The sequence below is a fragment of the Pseudomonas zhanjiangensis genome (assembly GCF_041027545.1).
Lineage (GTDB): Bacteria > Pseudomonadota > Gammaproteobacteria > Pseudomonadales > Pseudomonadaceae > Aquipseudomonas > Aquipseudomonas zhanjiangensis.
This window is the reverse complement of the sequence record NZ_JBFTEG010000006.1, coordinates 167,589-192,391: the sequence shown is the minus strand read 5'-3', so window position 1 is coordinate 192,391 and position 24,803 is coordinate 167,589. Positions and strand designations below refer to the sequence as shown.

19 protein-coding genes are annotated in these 24,803 nt (G+C 69.7%); 15 read left to right on the top strand and 4 right to left on the bottom strand.

Annotated elements, in window-relative coordinates; genetic code table 11:
• Positions 1-51: 51 nt before the first annotated feature.
• The 11 genes from AB5S05_RS10220 to AB5S05_RS10170 all read left to right on the top strand — a co-directional run bounded on the left by AB5S05_RS10220 (position 52) and on the right by AB5S05_RS10170 (position 14,802).
• Entirely contained in the window at positions 52-777 is a 726-nt protein-coding gene (locus AB5S05_RS10220; protein ID WP_369287404.1) for a response regulator, read from the top strand.
• A complete protein-coding gene (locus tag AB5S05_RS10215; protein ID WP_369287403.1) occupies positions 774-1,568 on the top strand; it encodes a substrate-binding periplasmic protein in 795 nt (264 codons plus the stop codon). Before AB5S05_RS10220 ends, AB5S05_RS10215 begins: the two co-directional genes overlap by 4 nt.
• Complete coding sequence (locus AB5S05_RS10210) at positions 1,565-3,850, top strand: ATP-binding protein (RefSeq protein WP_369287402.1); 2,286 nt, start codon at positions 1,565-1,567, stop codon at positions 3,848-3,850. The genes AB5S05_RS10215 and AB5S05_RS10210 overlap by 4 nt, the downstream gene beginning before the upstream one ends.
• Before the next feature lie 127 nt (positions 3,851-3,977).
• Positions 3,978-5,468, top strand: a complete 1,491-nt coding sequence (gene nhaC, locus AB5S05_RS10205) for a Na+/H+ antiporter NhaC (RefSeq protein ID WP_369287401.1) — start codon at positions 3,978-3,980, stop codon at positions 5,466-5,468.
• A gap of 282 nt (positions 5,469-5,750) precedes the next feature.
• Positions 5,751-6,542 (top strand): enoyl-CoA hydratase/isomerase family protein, encoded by a 792-nt coding sequence (locus tag AB5S05_RS10200; protein ID WP_369287400.1) that lies wholly within the window; start codon positions 5,751-5,753, stop codon positions 6,540-6,542.
• A 15-nt stretch (positions 6,543-6,557) separates the two neighbouring features.
• A complete protein-coding gene (locus AB5S05_RS10195) occupies positions 6,558-7,718 on the top strand; it encodes an acyl-CoA dehydrogenase family protein (RefSeq protein ID WP_369287399.1) in 1,161 nt (386 codons plus the stop codon).
• 10 nt (positions 7,719-7,728) lie between these two features.
• A complete protein-coding gene (locus AB5S05_RS10190; RefSeq protein ID WP_369287398.1) occupies positions 7,729-9,843 on the top strand; it encodes an acetate--CoA ligase family protein in 2,115 nt (704 codons plus the stop codon).
• Positions 9,833-11,458: a 5-guanidino-2-oxopentanoate decarboxylase gene (locus AB5S05_RS10185; protein ID WP_369287397.1), complete on the top strand. Its 1,626-nt coding sequence runs from the start codon at positions 9,833-9,835 to the stop codon at positions 11,456-11,458. Before AB5S05_RS10190 ends, AB5S05_RS10185 begins: the two co-directional genes overlap by 11 nt.
• A 20-nt stretch (positions 11,459-11,478) precedes the next feature.
• On the top strand, positions 11,479-12,669 hold the full coding sequence (locus tag AB5S05_RS10180) for a pyridoxal phosphate-dependent aminotransferase (protein WP_369287396.1): 1,191 nt from the start codon (positions 11,479-11,481) through the stop codon (positions 12,667-12,669).
• Positions 12,662-14,080, top strand: a complete 1,419-nt coding sequence (locus AB5S05_RS10175) for an aldehyde dehydrogenase family protein (RefSeq protein ID WP_369287395.1) — start codon at positions 12,662-12,664, stop codon at positions 14,078-14,080. Before AB5S05_RS10180 ends, AB5S05_RS10175 begins: the two co-directional genes overlap by 8 nt.
• A gap of 20 nt (positions 14,081-14,100) precedes the next feature.
• The gene (locus AB5S05_RS10170) at positions 14,101-14,802 is read left to right on the top strand and encodes an NAD(P)H-dependent oxidoreductase (RefSeq protein ID WP_369287394.1); all 702 of its coding nucleotides are present in this window, start codon (positions 14,101-14,103) and stop codon (positions 14,800-14,802) included.
• 192 nt (positions 14,803-14,994) lie between these two features.
• Here AB5S05_RS10170 and AB5S05_RS10165 read toward each other — a convergent pair whose 3' ends face one another.
• Positions 14,995-17,130 (bottom strand): TonB-dependent receptor, encoded by a 2,136-nt coding sequence (locus AB5S05_RS10165; protein ID WP_369287435.1) that lies wholly within the window; start codon positions 17,128-17,130, stop codon positions 14,995-14,997.
• A 200-nt stretch (positions 17,131-17,330) separates the two neighbouring features.
• Between AB5S05_RS10165 and AB5S05_RS10160 the strand changes: the two genes are divergently transcribed.
• Genes AB5S05_RS10160 through AB5S05_RS10145 form a run of 4 tightly spaced genes read left to right on the top strand, consistent with a single transcriptional unit; the run spans position 17,331 to position 22,098 of the window.
• Complete coding sequence (locus AB5S05_RS10160) at positions 17,331-19,697, top strand: PepSY domain-containing protein (protein WP_369287393.1); 2,367 nt, start codon at positions 17,331-17,333, stop codon at positions 19,695-19,697.
• Positions 19,698-19,751: 54 nt separating this feature from the next.
• Positions 19,752-20,498, top strand: coding sequence for a 5-oxoprolinase subunit PxpA (locus AB5S05_RS10155; RefSeq protein ID WP_369287392.1), 747 nt, complete (start codon positions 19,752-19,754; stop codon positions 20,496-20,498).
• Positions 20,495-21,172: a 5-oxoprolinase subunit PxpB gene (gene pxpB / locus AB5S05_RS10150; protein ID WP_369287391.1), complete on the top strand. Its 678-nt coding sequence runs from the start codon at positions 20,495-20,497 to the stop codon at positions 21,170-21,172. The genes AB5S05_RS10155 and pxpB overlap by 4 nt, the downstream gene beginning before the upstream one ends.
• Positions 21,169-22,098 (top strand): 5-oxoprolinase subunit C family protein, encoded by a 930-nt coding sequence (locus AB5S05_RS10145; RefSeq protein WP_369287390.1) that lies wholly within the window; start codon positions 21,169-21,171, stop codon positions 22,096-22,098. Before pxpB ends, AB5S05_RS10145 begins: the two co-directional genes overlap by 4 nt.
• Before the next feature lie 87 nt (positions 22,099-22,185).
• Here AB5S05_RS10145 and AB5S05_RS10140 read toward each other — a convergent pair whose 3' ends face one another.
• The 3 genes from AB5S05_RS10140 to AB5S05_RS10130 form a co-directional block, all read right to left on the bottom strand.
• Positions 22,186-22,566: a phage infection protein gene (locus tag AB5S05_RS10140; protein WP_369287389.1), complete on the bottom strand. Its 381-nt coding sequence runs from the start codon at positions 22,564-22,566 to the stop codon at positions 22,186-22,188.
• A gap of 268 nt (positions 22,567-22,834) precedes the next feature.
• Positions 22,835-23,824: a peptide ABC transporter ATP-binding protein gene (locus AB5S05_RS10135; protein ID WP_369287388.1), complete on the bottom strand. Its 990-nt coding sequence runs from the start codon at positions 23,822-23,824 to the stop codon at positions 22,835-22,837.
• Complete coding sequence (locus AB5S05_RS10130; RefSeq protein ID WP_369287387.1) at positions 23,821-24,798, bottom strand: ABC transporter ATP-binding protein; 978 nt, start codon at positions 24,796-24,798, stop codon at positions 23,821-23,823. The genes AB5S05_RS10135 and AB5S05_RS10130 overlap by 4 nt, the downstream gene beginning before the upstream one ends.
• Between the last annotated feature and the right edge of the window lie 5 nt (positions 24,799-24,803).

Below are 24,803 nucleotides of genomic sequence, written 5' to 3'. Positions count from 1 at the left end.
AACCCACAAGATCAATAACAGGCCGCGCACCGACGCGGCGGGGGCAAGGTAATGACGGCGACACCCCGCGTGCTGATCGTCGACGACGATCCGCTGATCCGGGAACTGCTGAGTTCCTACCTGGTGCGCGACGGCTATGACGTGCAGTGCGCCGAAACGGCCGAGCAGGCCGAGGCCCTGCTGGCGCAGCGGCCGGTGGAGCTGGTCATGCTCGACATCCGCCTGCCGGGCAAGGATGGCCTGACCCTGACCCGCGAGCTGCGGGTGCGCTCGGAGGTGGGCATCATCCTGATCACCGGCCGCGACGACGAGATCGACCGCATCGTCGGCCTGGAGTGCGGCGCCGACGACTACGTGGTCAAGCCGTTCAACCCGCGCGAGCTGGTCTCGCGGGCGAAGAACCTGGTGCGGCGGGTACGCCACGCCCAGGCGCCGCGAGCCGGCGCGGACGTCCGGCAGATGCGCTACTTCGGCGACTGGACCCTGGATGTCGACCGCCGTCGGCTGGTCGCCGCCGATGGCCAGGAAAGCCTGCTGACCCAGGGCGAGTTCCAGCTGCTCAGCGCCCTGCTGCGCAACGCCGGCCACACCCTGACCCGCGATCAGCTGATGGACCAGATCCGCAACCGCGAATGGCTGCCCAACGACCGCTCCATCGACGTGCTGGTCGGCCGCCTGCGGCGCAAGCTGCACGATGACCCGGCCGATCCGCAGCTGATCATCACCATCCATGGCGCCGGCTACCTGTTCAGCGGCGCGGTCAGCAGCCGCCAATGAGCCGCCGTCTGTGCCTGGGCCTGCTGCTGTGCCTGGGCCTGGTCGGGGCGGCCGGTGCGGCGCCCGTCTGGACGGCCCCCGCGACGGTGCGCTACTGCGACTATCCGGTCTACCCGCCGATGTCCTGGAGCGACAGCGCCGGCACGGTGCGCGGGTTGGCGCCGCAGGCGGTGCGCGAAGTGATGGCGGGTCTCGGCCTGCCGCTCGAGGTGGTGGTGCTGGGCAACTGGAAGCGCTGCCTGACCGATGCCGCCGAGGGCCGGGTGGACCTGGTGATCGCCTACCGCTCGGCGGAGCGCGAGCGCAGCCTGGTGTTCAGCCAGGTGCCGCTGCTGCGCGAAGAGGTGGTGCTGTTCTACAACCGGGGCAAGCCGCTGCAGGTCGAGCGCCTCGAGGACCTGGCCGGCTACCGCGGCGGCCTGCTGTTCGGCGAGAGCTATGGCCAGGCCTTCGACCGCTTCGTCGCCGCCCACGGCAACGTCGAGTGGGTGGCCAGCAACCGGCAGAACTTCGGCAAGCTGATTCGCGGCCGCATCGACTTCATCGCCCATGAGCGGCGCACCGGCCAGCTGTTCCTCGAGCACCTGCCGGGCGCCGAGCAGATCGCCGTGCTGCCCCTGACCCTGGCCGTCGACCACCTGTATTTCGCCGTGTCGCAACGCTCGCCGCTGGCCGCGCGCCTGGCCGACATCGACCGCGAGCTGCAGCGCCTGCTGGCGGACGGAGCGGTTGAGCGCTGGCTGCGCGAGAGCGAGCAGGGCTACCGCGCCATGCAGGCGGGGCAGCCGTGAAATCCTGGGCGGTGGCGCCCTCCGGCGGGCTGTCGCGGCGCCTGCTGCGCTACATATTGCTGTTCAGCCTGTGCTTCACCCTGCTGGCCAGCGGCGTGCAGCTGTACTTCGAGTACCGCCGCGAGATGCAGGACATCGATGCGCGCCTGGCGCTGATCGAGAGCGGCTACCTGGCCAGCATCGAGCGCAGCCTGTGGGACCTCAACCGCGACCAGCTGGAGGTGCAGCTGCGCGGTCTGGTGGACTTCCCCGACATCGCCTGGGCGCGCCTGCACAGCGCCGACTTCGACCTGCTGCAGGGCCAGCGCCTGCCGGCCGGTGATGCGCGCACCAGTCGCTTCGCGCTGCGCTACCAGGTGAGCGACGAGGCGCCGCGCGAGCTCGGCGCGCTGGAGATCGGCGTCAACCTGGCCGCGGTACAGCGGCGCCTGTATGCCAGCGGCCTGGCCAACCTGCTGTGGATGGGCCTGTTCATCTGCGGCCTGGCGATCACCCTGTCCTGGCTGTTCCACCGCCTGGTCACCCGCCACCTGCTGGCCATGGCCGCCTTCTCCCGCCAGCTCGCCGAGGGCCAGTGGCAGCGCCCGCTGCAGCTGGACAAGCGCGCCCGCGGCGAAGAGGACGAGATCGACGCGGTGGCCCACGCCCTCGACGAGATGCGCCAGGCCATCGTCGAGGACCTGCGCCGGCGCGAGGCCGATCGCCTGGCCCTGCAGGGCAAGAAGGACGAGCTGCAGGAGATGGTCGAGCGGCGTACCGCCAGCCTGCACGAGGCCAAGGAACAGGCCGAGGCGGCCAACCTGGCCAAGTCGCGCTTCCTGGCGACCATGAGCCACGAGTTGCGCACGCCGCTCAACGGCATCCTCGGTATGGCCGAGCTGTTGCGCGAGGCGACCCTGGGCGAGCAGGACCAGCGCCGCCTGCGCGCCCTGCACAAGGCGGGCGAGGGGTTGCTGGCGCTGCTCAACGACCTGCTGGACTTCGCCAAGCTGGAGGAGGGCCAGGCCAGCCTGGAGCCGGTGGGCTTCTCCCTGCGCCAGCTGGTCGACGAAGTGCTGACCCTGCTCGAACCCCGGGCCCAGGCAAATCGCAACCGCCTGCTGCACCACCTCGACCCGCAGCTGGGCGGCTATTTTCGCGGCCCCGAACAGTTCCTCCGCCAGGTGCTGACCAACCTGCTGGCCAACGCCATCAAGTTCACCGAGGGCGGTCAGGTGCAGCTGCGGGTCGAGCTGCTGGCGCAGCAGGACGGCCGCCAGCAGCTGCGCCTGCAGGTCGAGGACGACGGCATCGGCATCGCCGAGGCGCTGCAGGCGCGGATCTTCGAGCGCTTCGTCCAGGCCGACGAGCGCGTGGCCCGGCGCTATGGCGGCGCGGGCCTGGGCCTGGCGATCTGCAGGCGCCTGGTGCAGGCCATGGGCAGCCAGATCCAGCTACACAGCCGCGAGGGCCAGGGCAGCCGCTTCTGGTTCGACCTCTGGCTGCCGTTCGAACAGGTGCCGGCGGCGGTGACCGCGTCGCCGTCGCAGGCGCCAGTGCTCGCGCCGCTGGAGGTGCTGGTGGTCGAGGACGTCGAGCTGAACCGCGAGGTGGCCCAGGGTCTGCTGGAGCGCGAGGGGCACCGGGTGAGCCTGGCGGAGGACGCCGCGCCGGCGTTGCAGCTGTGCCGCCAGCGGCGATTCGAGCTGATTCTGCTCGATGTGCACCTGCCGGGCATGGGCGGCGTCGAGCTGTGTCGGCAGATCCGCCAGGACCCGCGCGGGCGCAACCGCACCACGCCCATCTATGCCTTCACCGCCAGCCTGCAACCGGCCGAGCTGCAGGGCTACCTGGACGCGGGCATGCAGGGGGTGATCGGCAAGCCAATCGAGCTGCCGCTGCTGCGCCGGGCCCTGGCCGTCCTCGGCCGCCAGCAGACTGCCGCGGCGGGCGAGGCGCTGCTCGACGAGCGGGTGCTGCAGGAGCATCGCCAGCAGCTCGGCGCGGCCAAGGTCGCGCAGCTGCTGCAGCTGCTGCTGGATGCGCTGCACCAGGGCGACGCCCTGCTGGAGGCGCTGCAGGCGCCGGACCTCATGGCCGTCGCCGAGCAGGCACACCGCCTGGCCAGCGCCAGCGATACGCTGGGCGGGCGGCCGCTGGCCGCGCTGCTGCGCCGGCTCGAGGCGGCGGCCGAGGCCCAGGATGCGGCCGCCTGTCAGGCCTGCGCGGCGCCGCTCGGCGAGCTGCTGGCGGGCACCCGGCAGGCGGCGCAGCAGGCTCAGACCGGGCTCGCGGCGATGTAACAGCGGCGTTACCACTTCTTACATCTTGTTTCCCGGTGTTCAACGGGGGCTTACATCGCTTGCCAATAATCGAGGCGGGATCGGGCACTGAACCCGATCGAACCTTGGTCCTTGGGAGACAACAACAATGAAGCTCCGCAAACTTTCCGCCCTGGACGCGCTGCTGGTAGGCGCCGTCCTGCTGGCGCTGATCGCCGGCTCGCTGAGCCTGTTCGACGACCCGATGTCCGGCCCGCTGCAACTGGCGCTGATCATGGTCGGCTGCTTCGCCGCGCTGATCGGCATGAAGAACGGCATCGGCTGGGACGAACTGGAAAGCGAGATCACCGCCACCAATGCCAAGACGGTGGGGCCGATCTTCATCTTCCTGTCGATCGGCGTGCTGATCGGCGCCTTCATCCTCGCCGGCACCGTGCCGACCCTGCTGTACGCCGGCCTCAGCCTGCTGTCACCGGCATTCTTCTACCCGCTGGCGTGCCTGATCTGCGCCATCGTGTCGATCTGCATCGGTTCCTCCTGGACCACCGCCGCGACCATCGGCGTGGGCCTGATGGGCACCGCCCACGGCTTCGGCCTGTCGGCGGAAATCACCGCTGGCGCGGTGGTGGCCGGTGCCTATTTCGGCGACAAGATGTCGCCGCTGTCGGAGACCACCAACCTGGCCCCGGCGGTGGTGGGCTCCGACCTGTTCGCCCATATCCGCCACATGGCCTGGGTGTCGCTGCCCAGCTTCCTGATCGCCCTGGTGTTGTTCAGCATCCTGGCGCTGACCAGCGAGGTCCAGGGCGAGGCGATCTCCAATGTCGGCGCGCTCAAGGCCGAGCTGGCGAATTCGTTCAATATCGCCTGGTACAACCTGATACCGCTGCTGGCCCTGCTCGGGCTGTCGGTGCGCAAGGTCCCGGCGTTCCCGGCGATCATGCTCTGCAGCGCCCTGGCCTGCCTGTTCGCGGTGCTGTTCCAGGCGCCGGTGATCGAGCGCTTCATGGAAGGCAGCGGCCAGACCGGCCTGCTGATGGTGGTCAAGGCGCTGTGGACGGTGATGGCCACCGGCTTCGTCTCGCAGAGCGGCAACGAGGTGGTCGACAGCCTGCTCAGCCGCGGCGGCATGGCCGGCATGGTGTTCATGGCGTTCCTGGTGTTCTGCTCGATGATGATGACCGCGGTGCTCGAGCGCATCGGCTTCATCCGCTACCTGCTCGGCCTGATCGTGCGTGGCGTGCATTCGGTCGGCGCGCTGATCGGCGCGACCCTGGCCACCAGCATCGGGGTCAACGTGCTGACCGGCGACCAGTACCTGTCGCTGGTGCTGCCGGGGCAGATGTGGAAGGAGGAGTACCGCCTGCGCGGCCTGGCCGCGGTCAACCTGTCGCGGACCATCGAGGACGGCGGCACCGTGACCTCCTCGCTGATCCCCTGGAATGCCTGCGGCGTTTACATGGCCGCGACCCTGGGGGTGGCCACGCTGTCCTACGCGCCGTTCGCCTTCTTCAACTGGATCAACCCGCTGATCGCGCTGGTCTACGGCATCTTCTGCATCAAGATCCTGCCGCTCGCCGAGTCGACCGAGGCGCCGGCCCGGCGCCAGGCCGGTGAGCCGGCGCTCAGCGCCAGCTGATCGAACCCACGTTGGCCAAAGGCCCGCCCGGCAACGCGCGGGCCTTTGTCTTTGCCCCTGTAAGCAGTTGTACAAAGTTGTAACGCGCCTCCGTAAATAAAGAAAAATATCAATAAAAACAATGAGATGAGTTTGCCTGTCGGGCAGCCAAGGTGATTGCCGAACTGCTGAACGAGTGTTTAGTATTGCGCTCAGTGATGCTGAACACTTGTTCATCAAAGCCATTGGCAAGGCCCGGCACCGGTTTCCGGCCACGCCATGACAACAACAACGAGGATCCCCATGAACAGCCAAGCGAGTCTGTTGACGCAAGTCGAAGGCGGCATCGCCGCGATCACCCTGAACCGTCCGGAACAGCGCAATGCGCTGGATATCCCCACCCTCAAGGCCCTGCACGCGCTGCTCAACGAACTGAACGCCAGCGCCCAGGTGCGCGTGGTGATCCTCAGCGGCCAGGGCAAGGGCTTCTGCGCCGGCGCCGACCTGGCCGAGTGGGCCGCGGCCGAAGCGCGCGGCGAGCTGGAGAGCTACGGCTGGACCGAGACCGCCCATGCCCTGATGAGCCGTCTGCACAGCCTGGACAAGCCGACCATCGCCGCCATCAACGGCATGGCGCTGGGCGCCGGCATGGACCTGGCGCTGTGCTGCGACTTCCGTATCGCCGCTGCCTCGGCGCGCTTCAAGGCCGGCTACACCAGCATGGCCTACTCGCCGGATGCCGGCGCCAGCTGGCACCTGCCGCGGCTGATCGGCAGCGAGCAGGCCAAGCGCCTGCTGTTTCTCGACCAGCCCTGGGGCGCCGAACGCGCCCTGGCCGCCGGCCTGGTCGGCGAGCTGTGCGCCGATGACCAGCTGCTTGCGGTTGCCGGCGAGCTGGCCGCACGCCTGGCGGCCGGGCCGACCTTCGCCTTCGCCCAGACCAAGACCCTGATCCGCGAGGGCGCCCAGCGCACCCTGGCGGCCCAGCTCGAGGCCGAGCTGGCCGCCGGCCTGCTCTGCGGACGCAGCGAAGACGGCGCCGAGGCGCTGCGCGCGGCCATGGAAAAACGCACCCCCCACTTTATCGGCCGCTGAGCCCAGGAGCCCGCCATGAACTTTCAACTGAGCCAAGAGCAGGAGATGCTGGTCGCCACCGTGCGCAGCTTTGTCGAGAAGGAACTGCTGCCCCACGAGGAAGAAGTCGACCGCGCCGACGCGGTATCCCCCGAGCTGGCCGCGCAGATTCGCGGCAAGGCGCTGGCTGCTGGCCTGTACGCCTTCAACATGCCGGAGGAGGTGGGCGGCGGCGGCCTCGACTACCTGTCCCAGGCCCTGGTCGAGCGCGAGCTGTCCAGGGTGTCCTGGGCGCTGCAGGTGTTCGTCGCCCGTCCCTCGAAGATCCTCATGGCCTGCAAGGGCGAGCAGATCGCCGAGTACCTCTTGCCGTGCATCCAGGGCGAGAAGATCGACTGCTTCGCCCTCACCGAGCCGGGCGCCGGCTCCGACGCCAACTCGATCAAGACCCGCGCGGTGCGTGACGGCGACGACTTCCTGCTCAACGGCAGCAAGCATTTCATCAGCCATGCCGGCCACGCCGACTTCGCCATCGTCTTCGCCGTCACCGACAGCTACGAGCGCAACGGCAAGAAGCGCAATTCGGTGACCGCCTTCCTGGTCGACAAGGGCAACCCGGGCATGACCGTGCGGCGCGGGCCCAAGTGCGTGAGCAACAAGGGCTACCACACCTACGAGCTGTTCTTCGACGACTGCCGGGTGCCGGCCAGCAAGGTGCTCGGCGAGGTGGACAAGGGCTGGGAAGTGGCCAACGCCTGGCTCACCGCCGGGCGGGTGATGGTCGCCGCCAACTGCGTCGGCCAGGCCCAGCGCGCCCTCGACCTGGCCCTGCAGTGGTCGGCGGACCGCAAGCAGTTCGGCCAGGCCATCGGCAGCTACCAGGGCGTGTCGTTCAAGCTGGCCGACATGGCCACGCAGATCCGCGCCGCCGAGCTGATGACCCTGCACACCGCCTGGAAGATGGATCAGGGCAGCATGACCGACGGCGACGCCGGCATGGCCAAGCTGCTGGCCAGCGAAGTGCTGGGCAAGGTGGCCGACGAGACCGTGCAGATCTTCGGCGGCATGGGCCTGATGGACGAGGGGCCGGTCGAACGCATCTGGCGCAACGCGCGGATCGAGCGGATCTGGGAGGGCACCTCGGAAATCCAGCGCCACATCATTTCCCGCGAGCTGCTGCGGCCGCTGCTGAGCTGAGGAGATCACCATGAGCCAACGCGACAACCTCAAGCGCCTGCTGGCGCCGCGGCACCTGGCCTTCATCGGCGGGCGCAGCATGGCCCGCGCCCTCAAGCGCTGCGCCGCCGGCGGCTTCGCCGGGCCGCTGTGGCTGGTCAACCCGCAGCACGCCGAGCTGGAAGGCGTGCCCTGCGTCGCCAGCGTCGCCGAGCTGCCGGAAGGCCCTGACGCGACCTTTATCGCCACCAACAAGGAACTCACGCTGCAGGCGGTCGCCGAGCTGGCTGCCAAGGGCGCCGGTGGGGCCATCTGCTACGCCTCCGGCTTCGCCGAGACCGGCGCCGAGGGTGAAGCCCTGCAGCGCCGTCTGCTGCAAGCCGCCGGCGAGATGGCGCTGCTCGGGCCCAACTGCTACGGCCTGCTCGACTACCTGCACGGCGCCGCCCTGTGGCCAGTGGCCCATGGCGGGCGCCAGGTGGACAAGGGCGTGGCGGTGCTGACCCAGAGCGGCAACTTCGCCTACAACCTGTCGATGAGCGACCGCTCGCTGCCGGTGGCCTACATGGCCTCGGTGGGCAACCAGGCCCAGCTCGGCGTGGCCGAGCTGATGGACGTGCTGCTCGACGAGCCGCGGGTCACCGCCATCGGCCTGCACCTGGAGGGCCTGAAGAACGTGCCGGGCTTCGCCCGCGCCGCGCACAAGGCGCTGGAGAAGGGCATCCCGCTGATCGCCCTGAAGACCGGGGTGTCGCAGATCGGCGCCGAACTGGCGCTCAGCCACACCAGCTCCCTGGCCGGTTCCGACGCCCTCTACGACGCGCTGTTCGAGCGCCTCGGGGTGATCCGCGTGAGCGGCCCGGTGAGCTTCATGGAGACCCTCAAGGCCGCCGCCTGCGGCAAGCTGCCGGCGGGACCGAGCCTGACCGCGCTGGCCTGCTCCGGGGGCGACGCCGGCCTGATCGCCGACTACGCCGAGCGCAACGACCTGCCCCTGCTGGGGCTGGAGGACGGCCAGCGCGCCGCGCTGGCCGGCGTGCTGCCCGATTACGCCAACATCACCAACCCGCTGGACTTCACCACCGCCATCTGGGGCGACGCCACGGCGCTGCAGGCGATGCTCGACAACAGCCTCAACAGCCAGGCCGATGCCGCCCTGCTGGTGCTCGACTACCCCGACCAGGCCAGCGGCGAGCGGCCGCAGTGCGACCTGTTGCTGCAGCTGTTCTGCGATGCGCTGCAACATCATGGCAAGAGCGGCCTGGTCACCTCGGCGTTCCCCGAGCTGCTGCCGGCCAGCGCCCGCGACTACCTGCACGCCCGCGGCGTGGCCGCGCTGCAGGGCGTGGAGGACGGTCTGGCGGCCTGGGGCCGGATCGCCCACTACCGCCAGCGCCGTGAGGCGCTGCTGGCCCGCGGCGAGTCGGCGCTGGTGCCGCTGTGCCCGCGGCCGCTGGCCGCTGGCGAGCAGCTGCTGGACGAGTGGCAGGCCAAGCAGGCCCTGGGCGGGTTCGGCCTGCCGCTGCCCCGGGGCTGCCTGAGCACGCCGGGGCAGGCGTTGCAGGCGGCGCAGGACATCGGCTACCCGCTGGTGCTCAAGGCGCTCAGCAGCGCGCTGCCGCACAAGACCGAGGTCGGCGGGGTGGCCCTCAACCTGCGCAACGAGGCCGCACTGCAGGCGGCGCTCGACGACATGCGCGCCAGCCTGGCCCGGTACGCGCCCCAGGTGCGTTTCGACCAGGTGCTGCTGGAGGCCATGGCGCCGGCGCCGCTGGCCGAGCTGATCGTCGGCATCAAGCGCGAGAACGGCTTCGCCCTGGCCCTGGTGCTCGGCGCCGGCGGCATCCTCGTCGAGCTGCTCAAGGACAGCCGCAGCCTGCTGCTGCCGACCACCGATGCGGCGATCCGCGAGGCACTGCTGAGCCTGCGCAGCGCGCCGCTGCTGCAGGGCTTCCGCGGCCGCCCGGCGGTCGACCTGGAGGCCCTGGTGCGGGCCATCCGGGCGGTGGCGGACTACGCCTGCGAACACGCCGAGCGCCTGCTGGAGCTGGACGTCAACCCATTGCTGGTCAATGCCCAGGGCTGCGTGGCGGTGGATGCGCTGATCCGCCTGGGCCAGGACCGAGGAGACAATCATGCAAGCTGACAAGACCCTGACCGGGGGCCAGGCGCTGGTGCGCCTGCTGGCCAACTACGGCGTCGACACCGTGTTCGGCATTCCCGGCGTGCACACCCTGGAGCTGTATCGCGGCTTGCCCGGCAGCGGCATCCGCCACGTGCTGACCCGCCACGAGCAGGGCGCCGGCTTCATGGCCGACGGCTATGCGCGGGTCACCGGCAAGCCCGGGGTGTGCTTCGTCATCACCGGCCCGGGGGTGACCAACGCCGCCACCGCCATCGGCCAGGCCCATGCCGATTCCATCCCCTTGCTGGTGATTTCCAGCGTCAACCACACGGCCAGCCTGGGCAAGGGCTGGGGCTGCCTGCACGAGACCCAGGACCAGCGCGCGATGACCGCGCCCATCACCGCCTTCTCGGCCCTGGCGCTGAGCGCCGAGGACCTGCCGCAGCTGATCGCCCGCGCCTTCGCCGTGTTCGACGGCGAGCGGCCGCGGCCGGTGCATATCTCGGTGCCGCTGGACGTGCTGGCGGCGCCGGTGGCGCGCGACTGGAGCGCCGAGGTGCGCCGTCGGCCCGGTCGCGGACTGCCCGGTGGCGAGGCGCTGCAGCAGGCGGCGGGCAAGCTCATGGGCGCCAGGCGGCCGATGATCATCGCCGGCGGCGGCGCCCTGGAGGCCGGCCCGCAGCTGCAGGCGCTGGCCGAACGGCTGGCCGCGCCGCTGTTCACCAGCGTCGCCGGCAAGGGTCTGCTGGCGCCGCAGCATCCGCTGCACGCCGGCGCCACCCTGTGCGTCGAGCCCGGCTGGCAGCTGATCGGGCAGGCCGATGTGGTCCTGGCGGTCGGCACCGAGCTGGCCGACACCGACTTCTGGCGCGAGCGCCTGCCGATCTCCGGCGAGCTGATCCGCGTGGATATCGATGCGCGAAAGTTCAACGACTTCTACCCCTGCGCGGTGGCCCTGCAGGGCGATGCGCGCCAGAGTCTGGCGGCCCTGCTGCAGCGCCTGCCGGAGCAGGCGCGCGAGGCGGCCGCCGCCGTCGATGCGGCGGCCGTCGATTCGGTGGCCAGCCTCAAGGCGGCCATCGAGGGTGGCCAGGCGCCGCTGCAGCGCATCCACCAGGCAATCCTGGCGCGCATTGCTGCCGTGCTGCCGGACGACGCCTTCATCAGCACCGACATGACCCAGCTGGCCTACAGCGGCAACTACCTGTTCGCCAGCCGGGCGCCGCGCAGCTGGCTGCACCCCACCGGCTACGGCACCCTCGGCTACGGCCTGCCGGCGGGCATCGGCGCCAAGCTGGGCGCGCCGCAGCGCCCCGGCCTGGTGCTGGTCGGCGACGGCGGCTTCCTCTACACCGCCCAGGAGCTGGCCACCGCGGTGGAGGAACTGGACAGCCCGCTGGTGGTGCTGCTGTGGAACAACGACGCCCTGGGGCAGATCCGCGACGACATGCTCGGCCTGGACATCGAGCCGGTCGGCGTGATGCCCCGTAACCCGGACTTCGCCGCCCTGGCCGGCGCCTTCGGCTGCGCCGTGCGCCAGCCGCAGAGCCTGGATGCTCTGGAGCACGACCTGCGGGCCGGCTTCGCCCACCCGGGCGTGACCCTGATCGAACTCAAGCACGCCTGCGCCCTGTGAGGCGCAGCGAGGAGACCTGTATGCGCTATTCCGCCCTGACCCAACGAATTGCCGGCGACGGCGCCGCCGCCTGGACCATCCACTACCGCGCCCTGGAGCGCCAGGCCCGCGGCGAGGACATCCTCCTGCTGTCGGTCGGCGACCCCGACTTCGACACCCCGCAGCCGATCATCCAGGCCGCCATCGACAGCCTGCTGAGCGGCCACACCCACTATTCGGAGGTGCGCGGCAAGCGCGAGCTGCGTCAGCGCATCGCCGCCCGCCACCATCAGCGTAGCGGCCAGGCGGTGGACGCCGAGCAGGTGGTGGTGCTGCCGGGCGCCCAGTGCGGCCTGTTCAGCGTGGCCCAGTGCCTGCTCGACGCCGGTGACGAGATCATCGTGCCCGAACCGATGTACGTGACCTACGAGGCGGTGTTCGGCGCCTGCGGGGCCAAGCTGGTGCCGGTGCCGCTGCGTGCAAAGTTCGGCTTCCGCCTGCAGGCTGCCGACGTCGCTGCGGCCATCACCCCGCGCACCCGCGCCCTGGCCCTGAACAGTCCGCACAACCCGTCCGGCGCCAGCCTGCCGCGGGCCACCTGGGAGGCGCTGGCGGCGCTGTGCATCGACCACGACCTGTGGCTGATCTCCGACGAGGTGTACAGCGAGCTGTTGTTCGAGGGCGAGCACATCAGCCCGGCCAGCCTGCCGGGCATGGCCGAGCGCACCGTCACCCTCAACAGCCTGTCCAAGTCCCACGCCATGACCGGCTGGCGCCTGGGCTGGGTGGTGGCCCCGCGCGAGCTGGCCGGGCACCTGGAGAACCTCGCCCTGTGCATGCTCTACGGCCTGCCCGACTTCATCCAGGACGCCGCCTGCGTGGCCCTGGAGGCGCGGCTGCCGGAGCTGGAGGCGATGCGCGAGGCCTACCGCCAGCGCCGCGACCTGGTCTGCGCGACTCTCGAAGACTGCCCCGGCCTGCGTGCGCTCAAGCCCGACGGTGGCATGTTCGTGATGGTCGACATCCGCGCCACCGGCCTTTCCGCCCAGGCCTTCGCCGAGCGCCTGCTGGAGCGTCATGGCGTCTCGGTGCTGGCCGGCGAGGCCTTCGGTCCCAGCGCCGCCGGGCACATCCGCGTCGGCCTGGTGCTCGGCAGCGCGCCGCTGGCCGAGGCCTGCCGGCGCATCGCCCGCTGCGCCGGCGAACTGGTGGAGGAGCGCTGCCATGCATGAGCATCGCCAGCTGTTCATCGACGGCCAGTGGCGCGCGCCCTCCGGCAGCGGCCTGGCCGAGGTGCTCGACCCGGCCACGGAGCAGGTGATCGGCCGCGTGCCCCTGGGCGACGAGCGTGACGTCGAGCGCGCGGTGCAGGCGGCGCGGCGCGCCTTCGGGCCCTGGTCGCGCACCCCGGCCAGCGTGCGCGCCGGTTATATCCGCGCCCTGGCCGAACAGCTCGAGGCGCGTGCCGAGGGGATGGCCGCGCTGATCACCGCCGAGCTGGGCATGCCGGTGCAGTGGTGCCGCCCGGTGCAGGTCGAGGGGCCGATCGAGGGCCTGCGCAGCTACGCCGAGCTGGCCGCGCTGATGGATGAGGTGCGCGAGGTCGGCAACTCGCTGGTGGTGCGCGAGGCGGTGGGGGTGTGCGCCTTCATCAACCCGTGGAACTACCCGCTGCACCAGCTGATCGGCAAGCTCGCCCCGGCCCTGGCGGCCGGCTGCACGGTGGTGGTCAAGCCGAGCCAGGAAACTCCACTGCATGCCTTCCTGCTGGCCGAGATGGTCCAGGCCAGCGGCCTGCCGGCCGGCGTGTTCAACCTGGTCAGCGGGCCCGGCGCCCGGGTCGGCGAGGCGCTGGCAAGGCATCCCGAGGTGGACATGGTCTCCTTCACCGGCTCCACCGGCGCCGGCGTGCGGGTCGCCCAGGCCGCCGCGCCGACGGTCAAGCGCGTGTGCCTGGAGCTGGGCGGCAAGTCGCCGTTCATCATCGGCGCCGATGCCGACCTGGCCGCCGCCGTGCGCCATGGCGTGCAGGACGTGATGATCAACTCCGGGCAGACCTGCACCGCCTTGACCCGCCTGCTGCTGCCGGCCAGCCGCTACGCCGAGGCGCTGGAGCTGGCGGTGGCCGAAACCGAGGCATTGCGCCTGGGCGACCCGCAGGACCCGGCGAGCTTCCTCGGCCCCATGTGCTCGGCCGGCCAGCGGCGCACGGTGCAGGACTATATCCGCCTCGGCCAGGAGGAGGGCGCGCGCCTGCTCTGTGGCGGCGCCGAACCGCCAGCCGAGTTCGAGCGTGGCTACTACCAGCGCCCGACCCTGTTCGCCGATGTGGACAACCGCATGCGCATCGCCCAGGAGGAAATCTTCGGCCCGGTGCTGTGCCTGATTCCCTACCGCGACGAGGACCAGGCGGTCGCCCTCGCCAACGACTCGCCGTTCGGCCTGTCCAGCGCGGTCTGGACCGCCAGCCGCGAACGCTCCCTGGCCCTGGCCCGGCGGCTGCGTGCCGGCCAGTGCTTCCTCAACGGCGCGGCCTTCAACTACCGCGCGCCCTTCGGCGGCTACAAGCAGTCCGGCAACGGCCGCGAGTGGGGCGAAGAGGGGCTGCACGAGTTTGTCGAGACCAAGGCCATCCAGATCTGAACCTAAGTGAGCAACGCACAATGAACGTACTGATCGTCCACGCCCACCCCGAACCGCGATCCTTCACCAGCGCCCTCTGTGACCTGGCGCGCGAGACTCTGCAGGGTCAGGGCCACCAGGTGCAGGTCTCCGACCTCTACGCGATGCACTGGAACCCGGTGGCCAGCGCCGCCGACTTCGCCGAGCGGCAGGACCCGGACTACCTGGTCTACGCCCTGGAGCAGCGCCTGGGGGCGAAGCACGGCAGCCTGGCCGCCGATATCCAGGGCGAGCTGGACAAGCTGCTGTGGGCCGACCTGCTGATCCTCAACTTCCCGCTGTACTGGTTCTCGGTGCCGGCCATCCTCAAGGGCTGGATCGACCGGGTGCTGGTCTCCGGCGTCTGCTACGGCGGCAAGCGCTTCTACGACCAGGGCGGCCTGGTCGGCAAGAAGGCGCTGGTGAGCCTGACCCTGGGCGGGCGCGAGCACATGTTCGGCGAGGGGGCGATCCACGGCCCGCTGGAGGACATGCTGCGACCGTTGCTGCGCGGCACCCTGGCCTATGTCGGCCTGGACGTGCTGCCGCCCTTCGTCGCCTGGCACGTGCCCTATATCAGCCACGAGGCGCGTCAGGACTTTCTGGTCGCCTACCAGCGGCGCTTGAGCGAGATTGAGCGGGATCAACCCCTGGCGTTTCCGCGCCTGGAGCTGTTCGACGAGCGGCTGTATCCCTTGCCGTAGGCCTGAGCCTTGGCGCAGTCAACACCGCGGCGCGTGACCTTCATGTGCAGGGTGCTGCGCCGCTTCGGTGCGGCAGGAATGGGAAATGACGGCGCGATTACTCAGGTGAGCAACGCTGAACCCTTGGCTGGTGCGCCGAGGTGACCCGATCCGGTCTGTGCGGGTCGGGTCGGGCGCTCGACGGCGGACTATCTAGAAGCGGTAGTTGGCGCTCAGCTCCAAGCTGCGTGGCGCGCCGGGGGTGATCAGATCCACCGAGCCGTGGGCCGAGGCGTAGTACTCCTTGTCGAACGCGTTGCGCAGGCGCAAGGCCGCATCCCATTGCGGCTGGTTGTACAGCAACGCGGCATCGAAGGTGGTGTAGCCGGGCATGACGGTGACGTTGTCCAGCGCGGTGTAGCGCTCGTCGACATAGTTGGCACCCATGCCGACTCGCCACTGTTGGTCCAGCGAGCGTACCAGCCACAGGTTGGCGCTGTGCCGTGGGGTCAGGGTCGGGGTCTGGCCTTCGTTGGCCACGCCATTGGTCTTGCTGTTGGACTTGGTGATCTCCGCGTCCAGATAGGCGTAGCCGGCATACACTTGCCACTTGTCGCTCAACTGGCCGGTCAGGGTGGTCTCGAAACCATCTGTGCGCTGTTCGCCGGCGAGGATCAGCTGGCCGGGGTTGACCGGGTCGCTGGTCTTCATGTTGGTGCGTTCCAGGCGAAACAGCGAGGCGGTGAGTGACAGGCGCCGATCGAGCAGGTCCCATTTGCCGCCGAGCTCGTAGTTGGTGGTCTGCTCCGGCTCCAGGTCTTTGATCGAATTGTTCAGCGGGAAGGTCTCACCTGACGGCTGATAGGAGCGGCTCACCGAGATGTAGTAGGACTGCACCTGGTCCGGCTGATAGACCAGGCCGACACGCGGGCTCCAGGTTCTGTCGGTACGTGAGATGTCGCTGCCGCTCAGGTCGTCATCGAAGGCTTGGTCGAACACGTCGTAGCGCACCCCAAGCAAGGCCTTCCATTGCGGCGCCAGTTCGATCAGGTCCTGTACATATACGCCGGCGGTGTCTTGGGTGTTGAGTCCCTTGGAGGTCTGTTGCGCCGCCGTGAACGGCACCTCGACCAGACCGTCGCGGAACACCGGTACCCGCGCCACATCGCTCTGGCTGAATACCGACTGGTGCTTGTATTGCCGACCCAGCTCCACGCCATACAGCAGGCTATGCTGCATGCCGGCGAACTGGGCCTGCTGCTTCAGCTCGGTCTGGTTGAACCAGCCATCTTCCTTGCGCTGCACGTTGCCGCGGCGCAGCTTGACCAGCAGTTCGCCATTGGCGGCGGTGACGAAACGGTTGGCGTCGGTGTGCGTCAGGGTGTTGTTGCGATCCAGGTCGTAGTGGTAGTAGCGGCTGGTATTGGACAGGCTGAAGTCGTCGTTGATCTGGTAGTCGAGGCCGGCGCTGAGGGAGAACACCTCGCTGCGGGTGTAGTCCTGATCCGGGTCGGCGGAACCGAAGCGCTTGCCCGGATCGACATCCACCGGGCGGCCGTTCAGCGCCGGAATGCCGAAGTCGATCAGGCGCTTGTCGTACAGGTAGCTGGCGCCCAGGTTGAGCTCCAGGTCATCGGACAGCTTAAAGTAGGCCGAAGGCGCCAGGGCCTTGCGCTCGAGGAAGGCGTCGTCGCGGAAGCCGTCGCTGTCCTCCAACGCGCCGGTGACCCGGAAGGCCTTGTCGCCGTGCTCCTGATCGGCCCAGCCGGCATCGAACTGGCTGCGCTGCTTGCCTTCGCTGTCGAAGCTGACCCCCACTTCCTGCACCGGGGCGAAGGTCGGGCGCTTGCTCACGCTGTTGATCAGCCCGCCGGAGGAGCCGCGGCCATAAAGTACGGCGGCAGGGCCCTTGATCACTTCCACCCGTTCGATATTCGACAGGTCGCGGTAGTACAGGGCGTCGTCGCGAATACCGTCGATGTACTGGTCGCCGATGGCGCTGAAGCCGCGAATGGTGACCTGGTCGCGCTGACCGTCGCCGTTGGACAGGCCGACGCCGGGCACGTTCTTCAGCACGTCTTCCATCGACTGGGCGCCCTGATCCTTGATCACGCTTTGCGGAATGACGTTGACCGTCTGCGGGATGTCACGCAGCGGCGCATCGATCTTCAGCGCGCTCTTGCTGCGGCTGGGCTTGTAGCTGCTCGTTTGCTGTTGCCCGGTCACCACGGCGGCTGGAATCTCCAGCGCGCTGTTCGATTCGGCATGTACGACCTGCACGGCGAAGGCACCCAGCAGCGATAGATAGAGTGGATTTAAGCGTAAGACGGTCACCGCGCGACTCTCCATGAAAAGAATGCGAATAGTATTGCTTTGCATTTGCGTATGTAAACATGTTGCAACTTTATTTGTAAGTCGCGGTCAGCGCGAAACGAAAGGAGTTGGCGTGACGAGCTAATTGCGGCTGATTTTGGTTATCAAATAGAATTCATTCTCAAAATTATCGGGCGCATTGGGCGTCCGCCTCATGTTCGTGTCGAGCCTCGTCGATGTTCAAAAAAGTCTTGTTTCAATTGCACTGGTTGTTCGGCATCAGCGCCGGCCTGGTCCTGGCCCTGATGGGTCTGACCGGCGCCGCCTACTCGTTCCAGGACGAGCTGCTGCGCGCGCTCAATCCCGAGGTGCTGCGGGTCGAGGCGAGCGCGCGCGGGGTGCTGCCGCCGGCCGAGCTGGTGCCGCGCCTGGAAGTCGCCAGCGGCCAGCGGGTGGTCGGCCTGTGGCTGGAACCGGGCACGGGCCGCGCCGCGCGGGTCAATTTCGCTCCGGCGCCGGGCGAGCGCCGCGGCCCCATGCGCTATTTCGATCCGTACCGCGCCGAGCTGCTCGCCGAGCCCCGCGGCCAGAGCTTCTTCGACCTGATGCTGCGGCTGCATCGCTTCCTCGCGATGGGCGAGACCGGCAAGCAGGTCACCGGTGCCTGCACCCTGGCGCTGCTGTTCTTCTGCCTGTCCGGCCTGTACCTGCGCTGGCCGCGCCAGGCCCTGAGCTGGCGCGCTTGGTTGAGCCTGGACTGGGCCAAGCGCGGCCGCGCCTTCAACTGGGACCTGCATGCGGTGGCCGGCACCTGGTGCCTGGCGTTCTACCTGTGCGCCGCCCTGACCGGCCTCTACTGGTCCTATGACTGGTACCGCGACGGCCTGACCCAGCTGTTCGGCGAGGCGCCTGCCGGGCAGCAGCGCGGCAAGCCGGGCGAGCGCCGTGGCGGGCGCGACGAGGCCCCCTTGGGACCGCCGCCGAGCGTCGACCATGAGCGGCTGTGGCGCGCCATCCAGGACGCGACCGGGGCGCGGCTGGCGAGCTGGAACCTGCGCCTGCCGGCGGCCGCCGGGCAGCCGGCGACGCTGTTCTACCTGCTGGACGATGCCCCGCATACGCGCGCGTTCAACCAGCTGCAGCTCGACCCGCTCAGTGGCGCGGTCGAGCGCCAGCAGCGTTATGCCGAGCAGCCCTTCGGCGCGCAGCTGCTGAGCAGCGTCTATGCCCTGCACGTCGGCAGCTACTTCGGCCTGCCCGGGCGTCTGCTGATGATGCTGGCCAGCCTGGCCATGCCGCTGTTCGCCATCACCGGCTGGCTGCTCTATCTCGAACGGCGGCGCAACCGGCGGGCGCTGCGCGCGGTCCGTGGCGCCCTGGCGCCGACTACGGGCGGCGCCGACGCCTGGCTGATCGGCTTCGCCAGCCAGAGCGGTTTCGCCGAGCGCCTGGCCTGGCAGACCGCCGGACAACTGCAGGCGGCCGGCCTGGCGGTCGAGGTGCAGCCGCTGGCGCGGCTCGACGAACAGCGCCTGCGCCAGGTGCAGCAGGCCCTGTTCGTGGTCAGCACCTTCGGCGATGGTCAGGCGCCGGACAGCGCCCGTGGCTTCGAACGGGCGCTGCTCGGCCAGGCCCTGGGGCTGTCGAGCCTGCGCTACGCCGTGCTGGCCCTGGGCGATCGCCAGTACCAGCAGTTCTGCGGTTTTGCCTTGCGCCTGCACCACTGGCTGCACGGGCAGGGGGCGCACAGCCTGTTTGCCCCGGTCCAGGTCGACGACGGCGATGATGCCGCCCTGGCCGACTGGCGGCGCCAGCTCGCCGCGCTGACCGGCACGGCCGCGCCGGAAGCGGCGGCGGAGCCCTACGCGCAGTGGCAGTTGCAGCGGCGCGAGTGCGTCAACCCGGGCAGCGCCGGGGCGCCGACCTTCCTGATCCGCCTACAGCCCGCGACGCCGGTCGATTGGCAGGCCGGCGACATCCTCGAGGTGCCGGTGGGCAAAGGCGCCAGCCGCGACTACTCGATCGCCTCGCTGCCCGGCGACGGCGGCCTGGAGCTGATCGTGCGCCAGCAGCGCCGCGCCGACGGCGGCCTGGGCCTGGGCTCGGGCCGGCTGACCGAGACGCTGCAGCCGGGACAGTCGCTGCGGGCGCGGGTGCGGCGCAACGGCGCCTTTCATGTCCCCGAGGACGACCGCCCGCTGATCCTGATCGGCAACGGCACTGGCCTGGCCGGCCTGCGCAGCCTGCTCAAGGCGCGCATCGGCGCCGGCCACAGGCGCAACTGGCTGCTGTTCGGCGAGCGCAGCGCGGCCCACGACTTCTATTGCCGGGACGAGCTGCAGGGCTGGCTGGCGGGTGGCGAACTGCAACGCCTGGACCTGGCCTTCTCCCGCGACCAGGCCGAGAAGCTTTACGTGCAGGATCGCCTGCGCGCGAACGCCGACGAGCTGCGCCGCTGGCTGGAGCAGGGCGCCGCGCTCTACGTCTGCGGCAGCCTGGCCGGCATGGCCAGCGGCGTCGACCGCGTGCTGCGCGAACTGTTGGGTGAGGCGGCCGTGGCCGAGCTGGTCGACCAGGGCCGCTACCGGCGCGACGTCTACTAGCTCGGGCGGCGCCGCGGGCTTCCCGCCGCGGCGCGCTGGCTCTAAGCTTGGGCTATGAACAGACGAATCCTGCTGAACTGCGACATGGGCGAGAGTTTCGGCGCCTGGACCATGGGCGACGACCTGCTGGCCATGCCCCTGATCGACCAGGCCAACCTGGCCTGTGGTTTCCACGCCGCCGACCCGCTGACCATGCAGCGCACCGTGGCCCTGGCGATGCAGTACGGCGTGACGATCGGCGCCCATCCGTCCTATCCCGACCTGCCCGGCTTCGGCCGTCGGCACATGGCCTGCACGCCGGCAGAGGTCACCGCGCTGGTGCTCTATCAGCTCGGCGCGCTGGACGCCTTCTGTCGCGCGGCCGGCACCCGGGTGGCCTACGTCAAGCCGCACGGCGCGCTCTATCACGACCTGCTGCGCGACGATGCGCTGTTCGTCGCCATGCTCGAGGCCTGCGTCACCTATCGCCAGGGGCTGCCGCTGATGGTGCTGGCCCTGGCCGATAACCGCCGCGAACTGGAGCTGGCCGACCAGGTCGATGTGCCGCTGATGTTCGAGGCCTTCGCCGACCGCGCCTACCTGGCCGACGGCCAATTGGCGCCGCGCCGCCTGCAGGGCGCGGTGCACCAGGACCCGCAGCGGATTCTCGAGCAGGGCCTGGCGATCGCCCGGGGCGAGGCGTTTGCCGATATCGACGGCAAGCCCCTGCGCCTGACCGCCGACAGCCTCTGCGTGCACGGCGACAACGCCGAGTCCCTGGCCGTGTTGCGGCGCTTGCGGGCGGCCCTGGACGCCACGTGATCCGCCTCGAGCCGGTCGGCGCCGAGGGCCTGCTGCTGGAGCTGGCCGAGCAGCCCGATGCGCAGCTGCCGCTGCGCATCGCCCAGGTGGCCGAGCAGCTGCGCGTGGAGCTGGGCAGCCTGCTGGTCGACCTGGTTCCCGGCTGGACCAGCCTGTTGCTGCATTACGACCTGACCCGTACCGATCACCGGCAACTGTCGGAACGCCTGACCCCGCTGCTCGAGCGCTGGCTGCAGGCGCCGCTGCCCGAGCGGGCCGGGCGCCTGCACGAGATCCCGGTCTGGTATGCCGGCGCCGACCTCGAGGAGGTGGCGCAGGCGTGCCGATTGAGCCGCGAGGAAGTCATCGCCCTGCACAGCGGCGCCGAGTACCGGGTCGGCGCCATCGGCTTCGCGCCCGGTTTCGCCTACCTGGGCGAGCTGGACGAGCGCCTGGTCCTGCCGCGCCGGGCCACCCCGCGCACCGCGGTGCCGGCCGGCAGCCTGGCCATCGCCGAGCGGCAGACCGCCATCTACCCGCAAGCCTCGCCCGGCGGCTGGCACCTGCTGGGCCTGTGCCCTTGGCGCCTGTTCGATGCCGGCCAGGAGCCGCCGTGCCCGCTGGCCATCGGCGACCGGGTACGCTTCGTGGTGATCGACGAACAGCGCTTTCGCGCCGAGGGCGGCCCCCGGTGAGCGGCCTGCGGATACTCAAACCGGGACCGCTGAGCCTGCTGCAGGATGCTGGCCGGCATGGCTGGCAGCACCTCGGGGTGTCTCCGGCGGGGGCCCTGGATCTGCAGGCGGCGGCCTGGGCCAACCGCCTGCTGGACAACCCCTGGGGCACGCCGTTGCTGGAAGTCGCCCTCGGCTACCTGGAACTGGAGGCCGAGCTGGATACCTGGCTGGCCCTGACCGGCGCCGAGCTGGCGGCGAGCCTGGATGGCCAGGCGTTGCTGCCCTGGTCGCGTTTTCCGATCCGCGCCGGCCAGCGCCTGAAGCTGGACTATGCTCGCAGCGGCCAGCGCGCCTACCTGGCGGTGGCCGGTGGTTTTCAGGTGGCGCCGGTGCTCGGCAGTGTCAGCACCCAGGCGCGCGAGGGCTTAGGCGGGCTGCATGGCACCGGTGAGGCGCTGCGGGCCGGCGATCTGCTGCCCTGTCGGCCGGGCCAGCGCACGGGCATACTCAGTGTGCCCTGGGTCTACCGACCGGACTACCGGGCCATACCCCGGCTACGGGTGATCGCCGGCGGCGACAGCGCCAGCTTCGATGCGGATCAGTTGCGCGCGTTCTTCGCGCAGACCTGGCAGCTCAGCCCGCAGTCCGACCGCATGGGCGCGCGCCTGCAGGGCGAGGCCCTGGCGGTGAACACGCGGCAGTGGTCCCAGGGCGTGAGCCGGGGGGCGATCCAGGTGCCGCCGGACGGCCAGCCGATCATTCTCCAGGCCGATCACCAGACCATGGGCGGCTACCCCATTCTCGGCTGGCTGCATCCGCTCGACCAGAGTCGCCTGGCCCAGTGCCCCCCCCACCACGGCCTGCGCTTCAGCCCGGTCAGCCTGGCCGATGCCCAGGCCGAGCTGCGCCGCTTCTACCGCTTCTTCGGCAGGCGGGCGCCCTGAAAAGCCGAAGGCGCCATTGAAGGCGCCTTCGGCGGATCGAGCTGGGCATACATCATCACCTGCTAGCTCCATTCATGGCGGGGCGCCTCAGGCGCTGCGGAAGGCCTTGGTGCGTGCGGCGCCGCTCTCGGCGACACGGAAGGCGCTGGTGCGCTCGGCACCGCCTTCGGCAACCCGGAAGCCGCTGGTGCGCTCGGCACCGCCTTCGGCGACACGGAAGGCGCTGGTGCGCTCAGCACCGTTTTCGGCAACCCGGAAGGCGCTGGTGCGCTCGGCACCGCCTTCGGCGACACGGAAGCCGCTGGTGCGCTCGGCACCGTCTTCGGCGACGCGGAAGCTGCTGGTGCGCTCTGCACCGTCTTCGGCGACGCGGAAGCCGCTAGTGCGCTCGGCGCCACCTTCGGCCAGGCTCAGGCCGCTAAGGCCGAGGGTGGAAACGAACAGGGCGGTGAGAATTTGCTTTTTCATGGGGAGGCTCCTCGTAGGGGCTGGAAGTTGACTACGGGGCCCATGTTAATCGCGAAATTTCGATATAAAACTCGATTGCGCCGATGTCCCTTATCGATCACATTGATAGTTCGATCGGAAGCCTCTAGGGCGAGGCTTTTTTATATTCTGGTTGGCTCGATCCAGCGTGGAAGGCGCTTTTGGTGTCTGTTTTTATATATCTAATTGTTAGATGGTTATAAGCGCGGATACGGCCTGCGCGCCCCGCAAGGGCGCGCAGGTCCTGGCCTCAGGCGTTGATCGTCTCGGCGTGGTGGCAGGCCACCTGGCGCGCGTCGAGCAGGCGCAGCAGCGGTAGTTCGCTGCGGCAGCGCTCGGTCGCATGCGGGCAGCGCTTGTGGAAGGCGCAGCCCGACGGCGGGTCGAGCGGGTTGGGCAGTTCGCCGGCGATCTTGATCTTCGGCTTGAGCGGGTCCGGGTGAATCGCCGGGGTGGCCGAGAGCAGGGCCTGGGTGTAGGGGTGCAGGGGGCGGGCGTAGATGCGCTCCTTGGGCCCCATCTCCACCGGGCGGCCGAGGTACATCACCAGTACTTCGTCGGCGACATGGCGCACCACCGAGAGGTTGTGCGAGATGAACACGTAGCCGGTATTGAACTCTTCCTGCAGGTCCATGAACAGGTTGAGCACCTGGGCCTGGATCGACACGTCGAGGGCCGAGGTCGGCTCGTCCGCCACCAGCACCTTGGGCTGCAGCATCATCGCCCGGGCCAGGGCGATGCGCTGGCGCTGGCCGCCGGAGAACATGTGCGGGTAGCGCTGGTAGTGCTCCGGGCGCAGGCCGACCTGCTGCATCATCGCCTGCACCCGCTCGCGGCGTTCGGCCCGCGACAGCTGGGTGTTGATCAGCAGCGGCTCGCCGAGCTGGTCGCCGATCTTCTGCCGCGGGTTGAGCGAGGCATAGGGATTCTGGAACACCATCTGCACGTCGCGGCGCAGCTGCTGGCGCTGGGCCTTGCTGGCGCCGGCGACTTCCTGGCCGGCGATCTGCAACGAGCCGGAGCTGGGCTCCTCGATCAGGGTCAGGGCGCGGGCCAGGGTCGACTTGCCGCAGCCGGATTCGCCGACCACCGCCAGGGTCTTGCCGGCCTGCAGGTCGAAGGACACGCCGTTGAGCGCCTGGACGCTGGCCATTGGTTGGAACAGGCCGCGCGCGATGCTGTAGTGACGGGTCAGGTCGCGGGCGGTGAGGACATTGGCGGTGGACGCAGGCGCGCTCATCGGGCCACCTCGGCATTCAGGTTGAGGGGGAAGAAGCAGCGCACCGCGCCGCGTTCGTGGGCTTCCAGGGCCGGCCGCTGCTCGCGACAGCGCGCCTGCACGTAAGGGCAGCGTGGTGCCAGCAGGCAGCCGTGCGGGCGGTCGTAGCGGCCGGGGACGATGCCGGGCAGGGTGGCCAGGCGCTTGGCGCCCAGGCTGTGCTCGGGAATCGCCTTGAGCAGGGCTTCGGTGTAGGGGTGGGTGGGGGCGTCGAACAGCGCGGGCACCGTGCCGACCTCCACCGCCTGCCCGGCGTACATCACGCACACGCGCTGGGCGGTCTCGGCGACCACCGCGAGGTCGTGGGTGATCAGCACCAGGGCCATGTCCTGCTCACGCTGCAGGTTGAGCAGCAGCTCCATGATCTGCGCCTGGATGGTCACGTCCAGGGCGGTGGTCGGCTCGTCGGCGATCAGCAGCTTGGGTTCGGCGGCGATCGCCATGGCGATCGCCACGCGCTGGCTCATGCCACCGGAGAGCTGGTGCGGGTAGGCCTTGAGGCGGCTGGCGGCGGCGGGGATCTCGACTTTTTCCAGCAGCTCGAGGGCGCGCTGGCGGGCCGCCTGGCCCTTCAGGCCGAGGTGCTGGCGCAGCACCTCCTCGATCTGGAAACCGACGGTGAAGCTGGGGTTGAGCGCGGTCATCGGGTCCTGGAAGACCATCGACAGGTCCTTGCCGACGATGTGCCGGCGCTGTTTGCCCTTCAGGCGCAGCATGTCGCTGCCGTCGAATTGCAGGCTGTCGGCGGTGACGATGCCGGGAGCCTCGATCAGGCCCATCAGCGCCATCATGGTCACCGACTTGCCGGAGCCGGACTCGCCGACGATGGCCAGCACCTCGCCCTTGTCCACGGCCAGGGACAGGCCATCGACCACCGGTACGGCGTTGGCGTCGCCGAAGCGCACGCTGAGGTTGTTGATGTGCAGAAGACTCATGGATG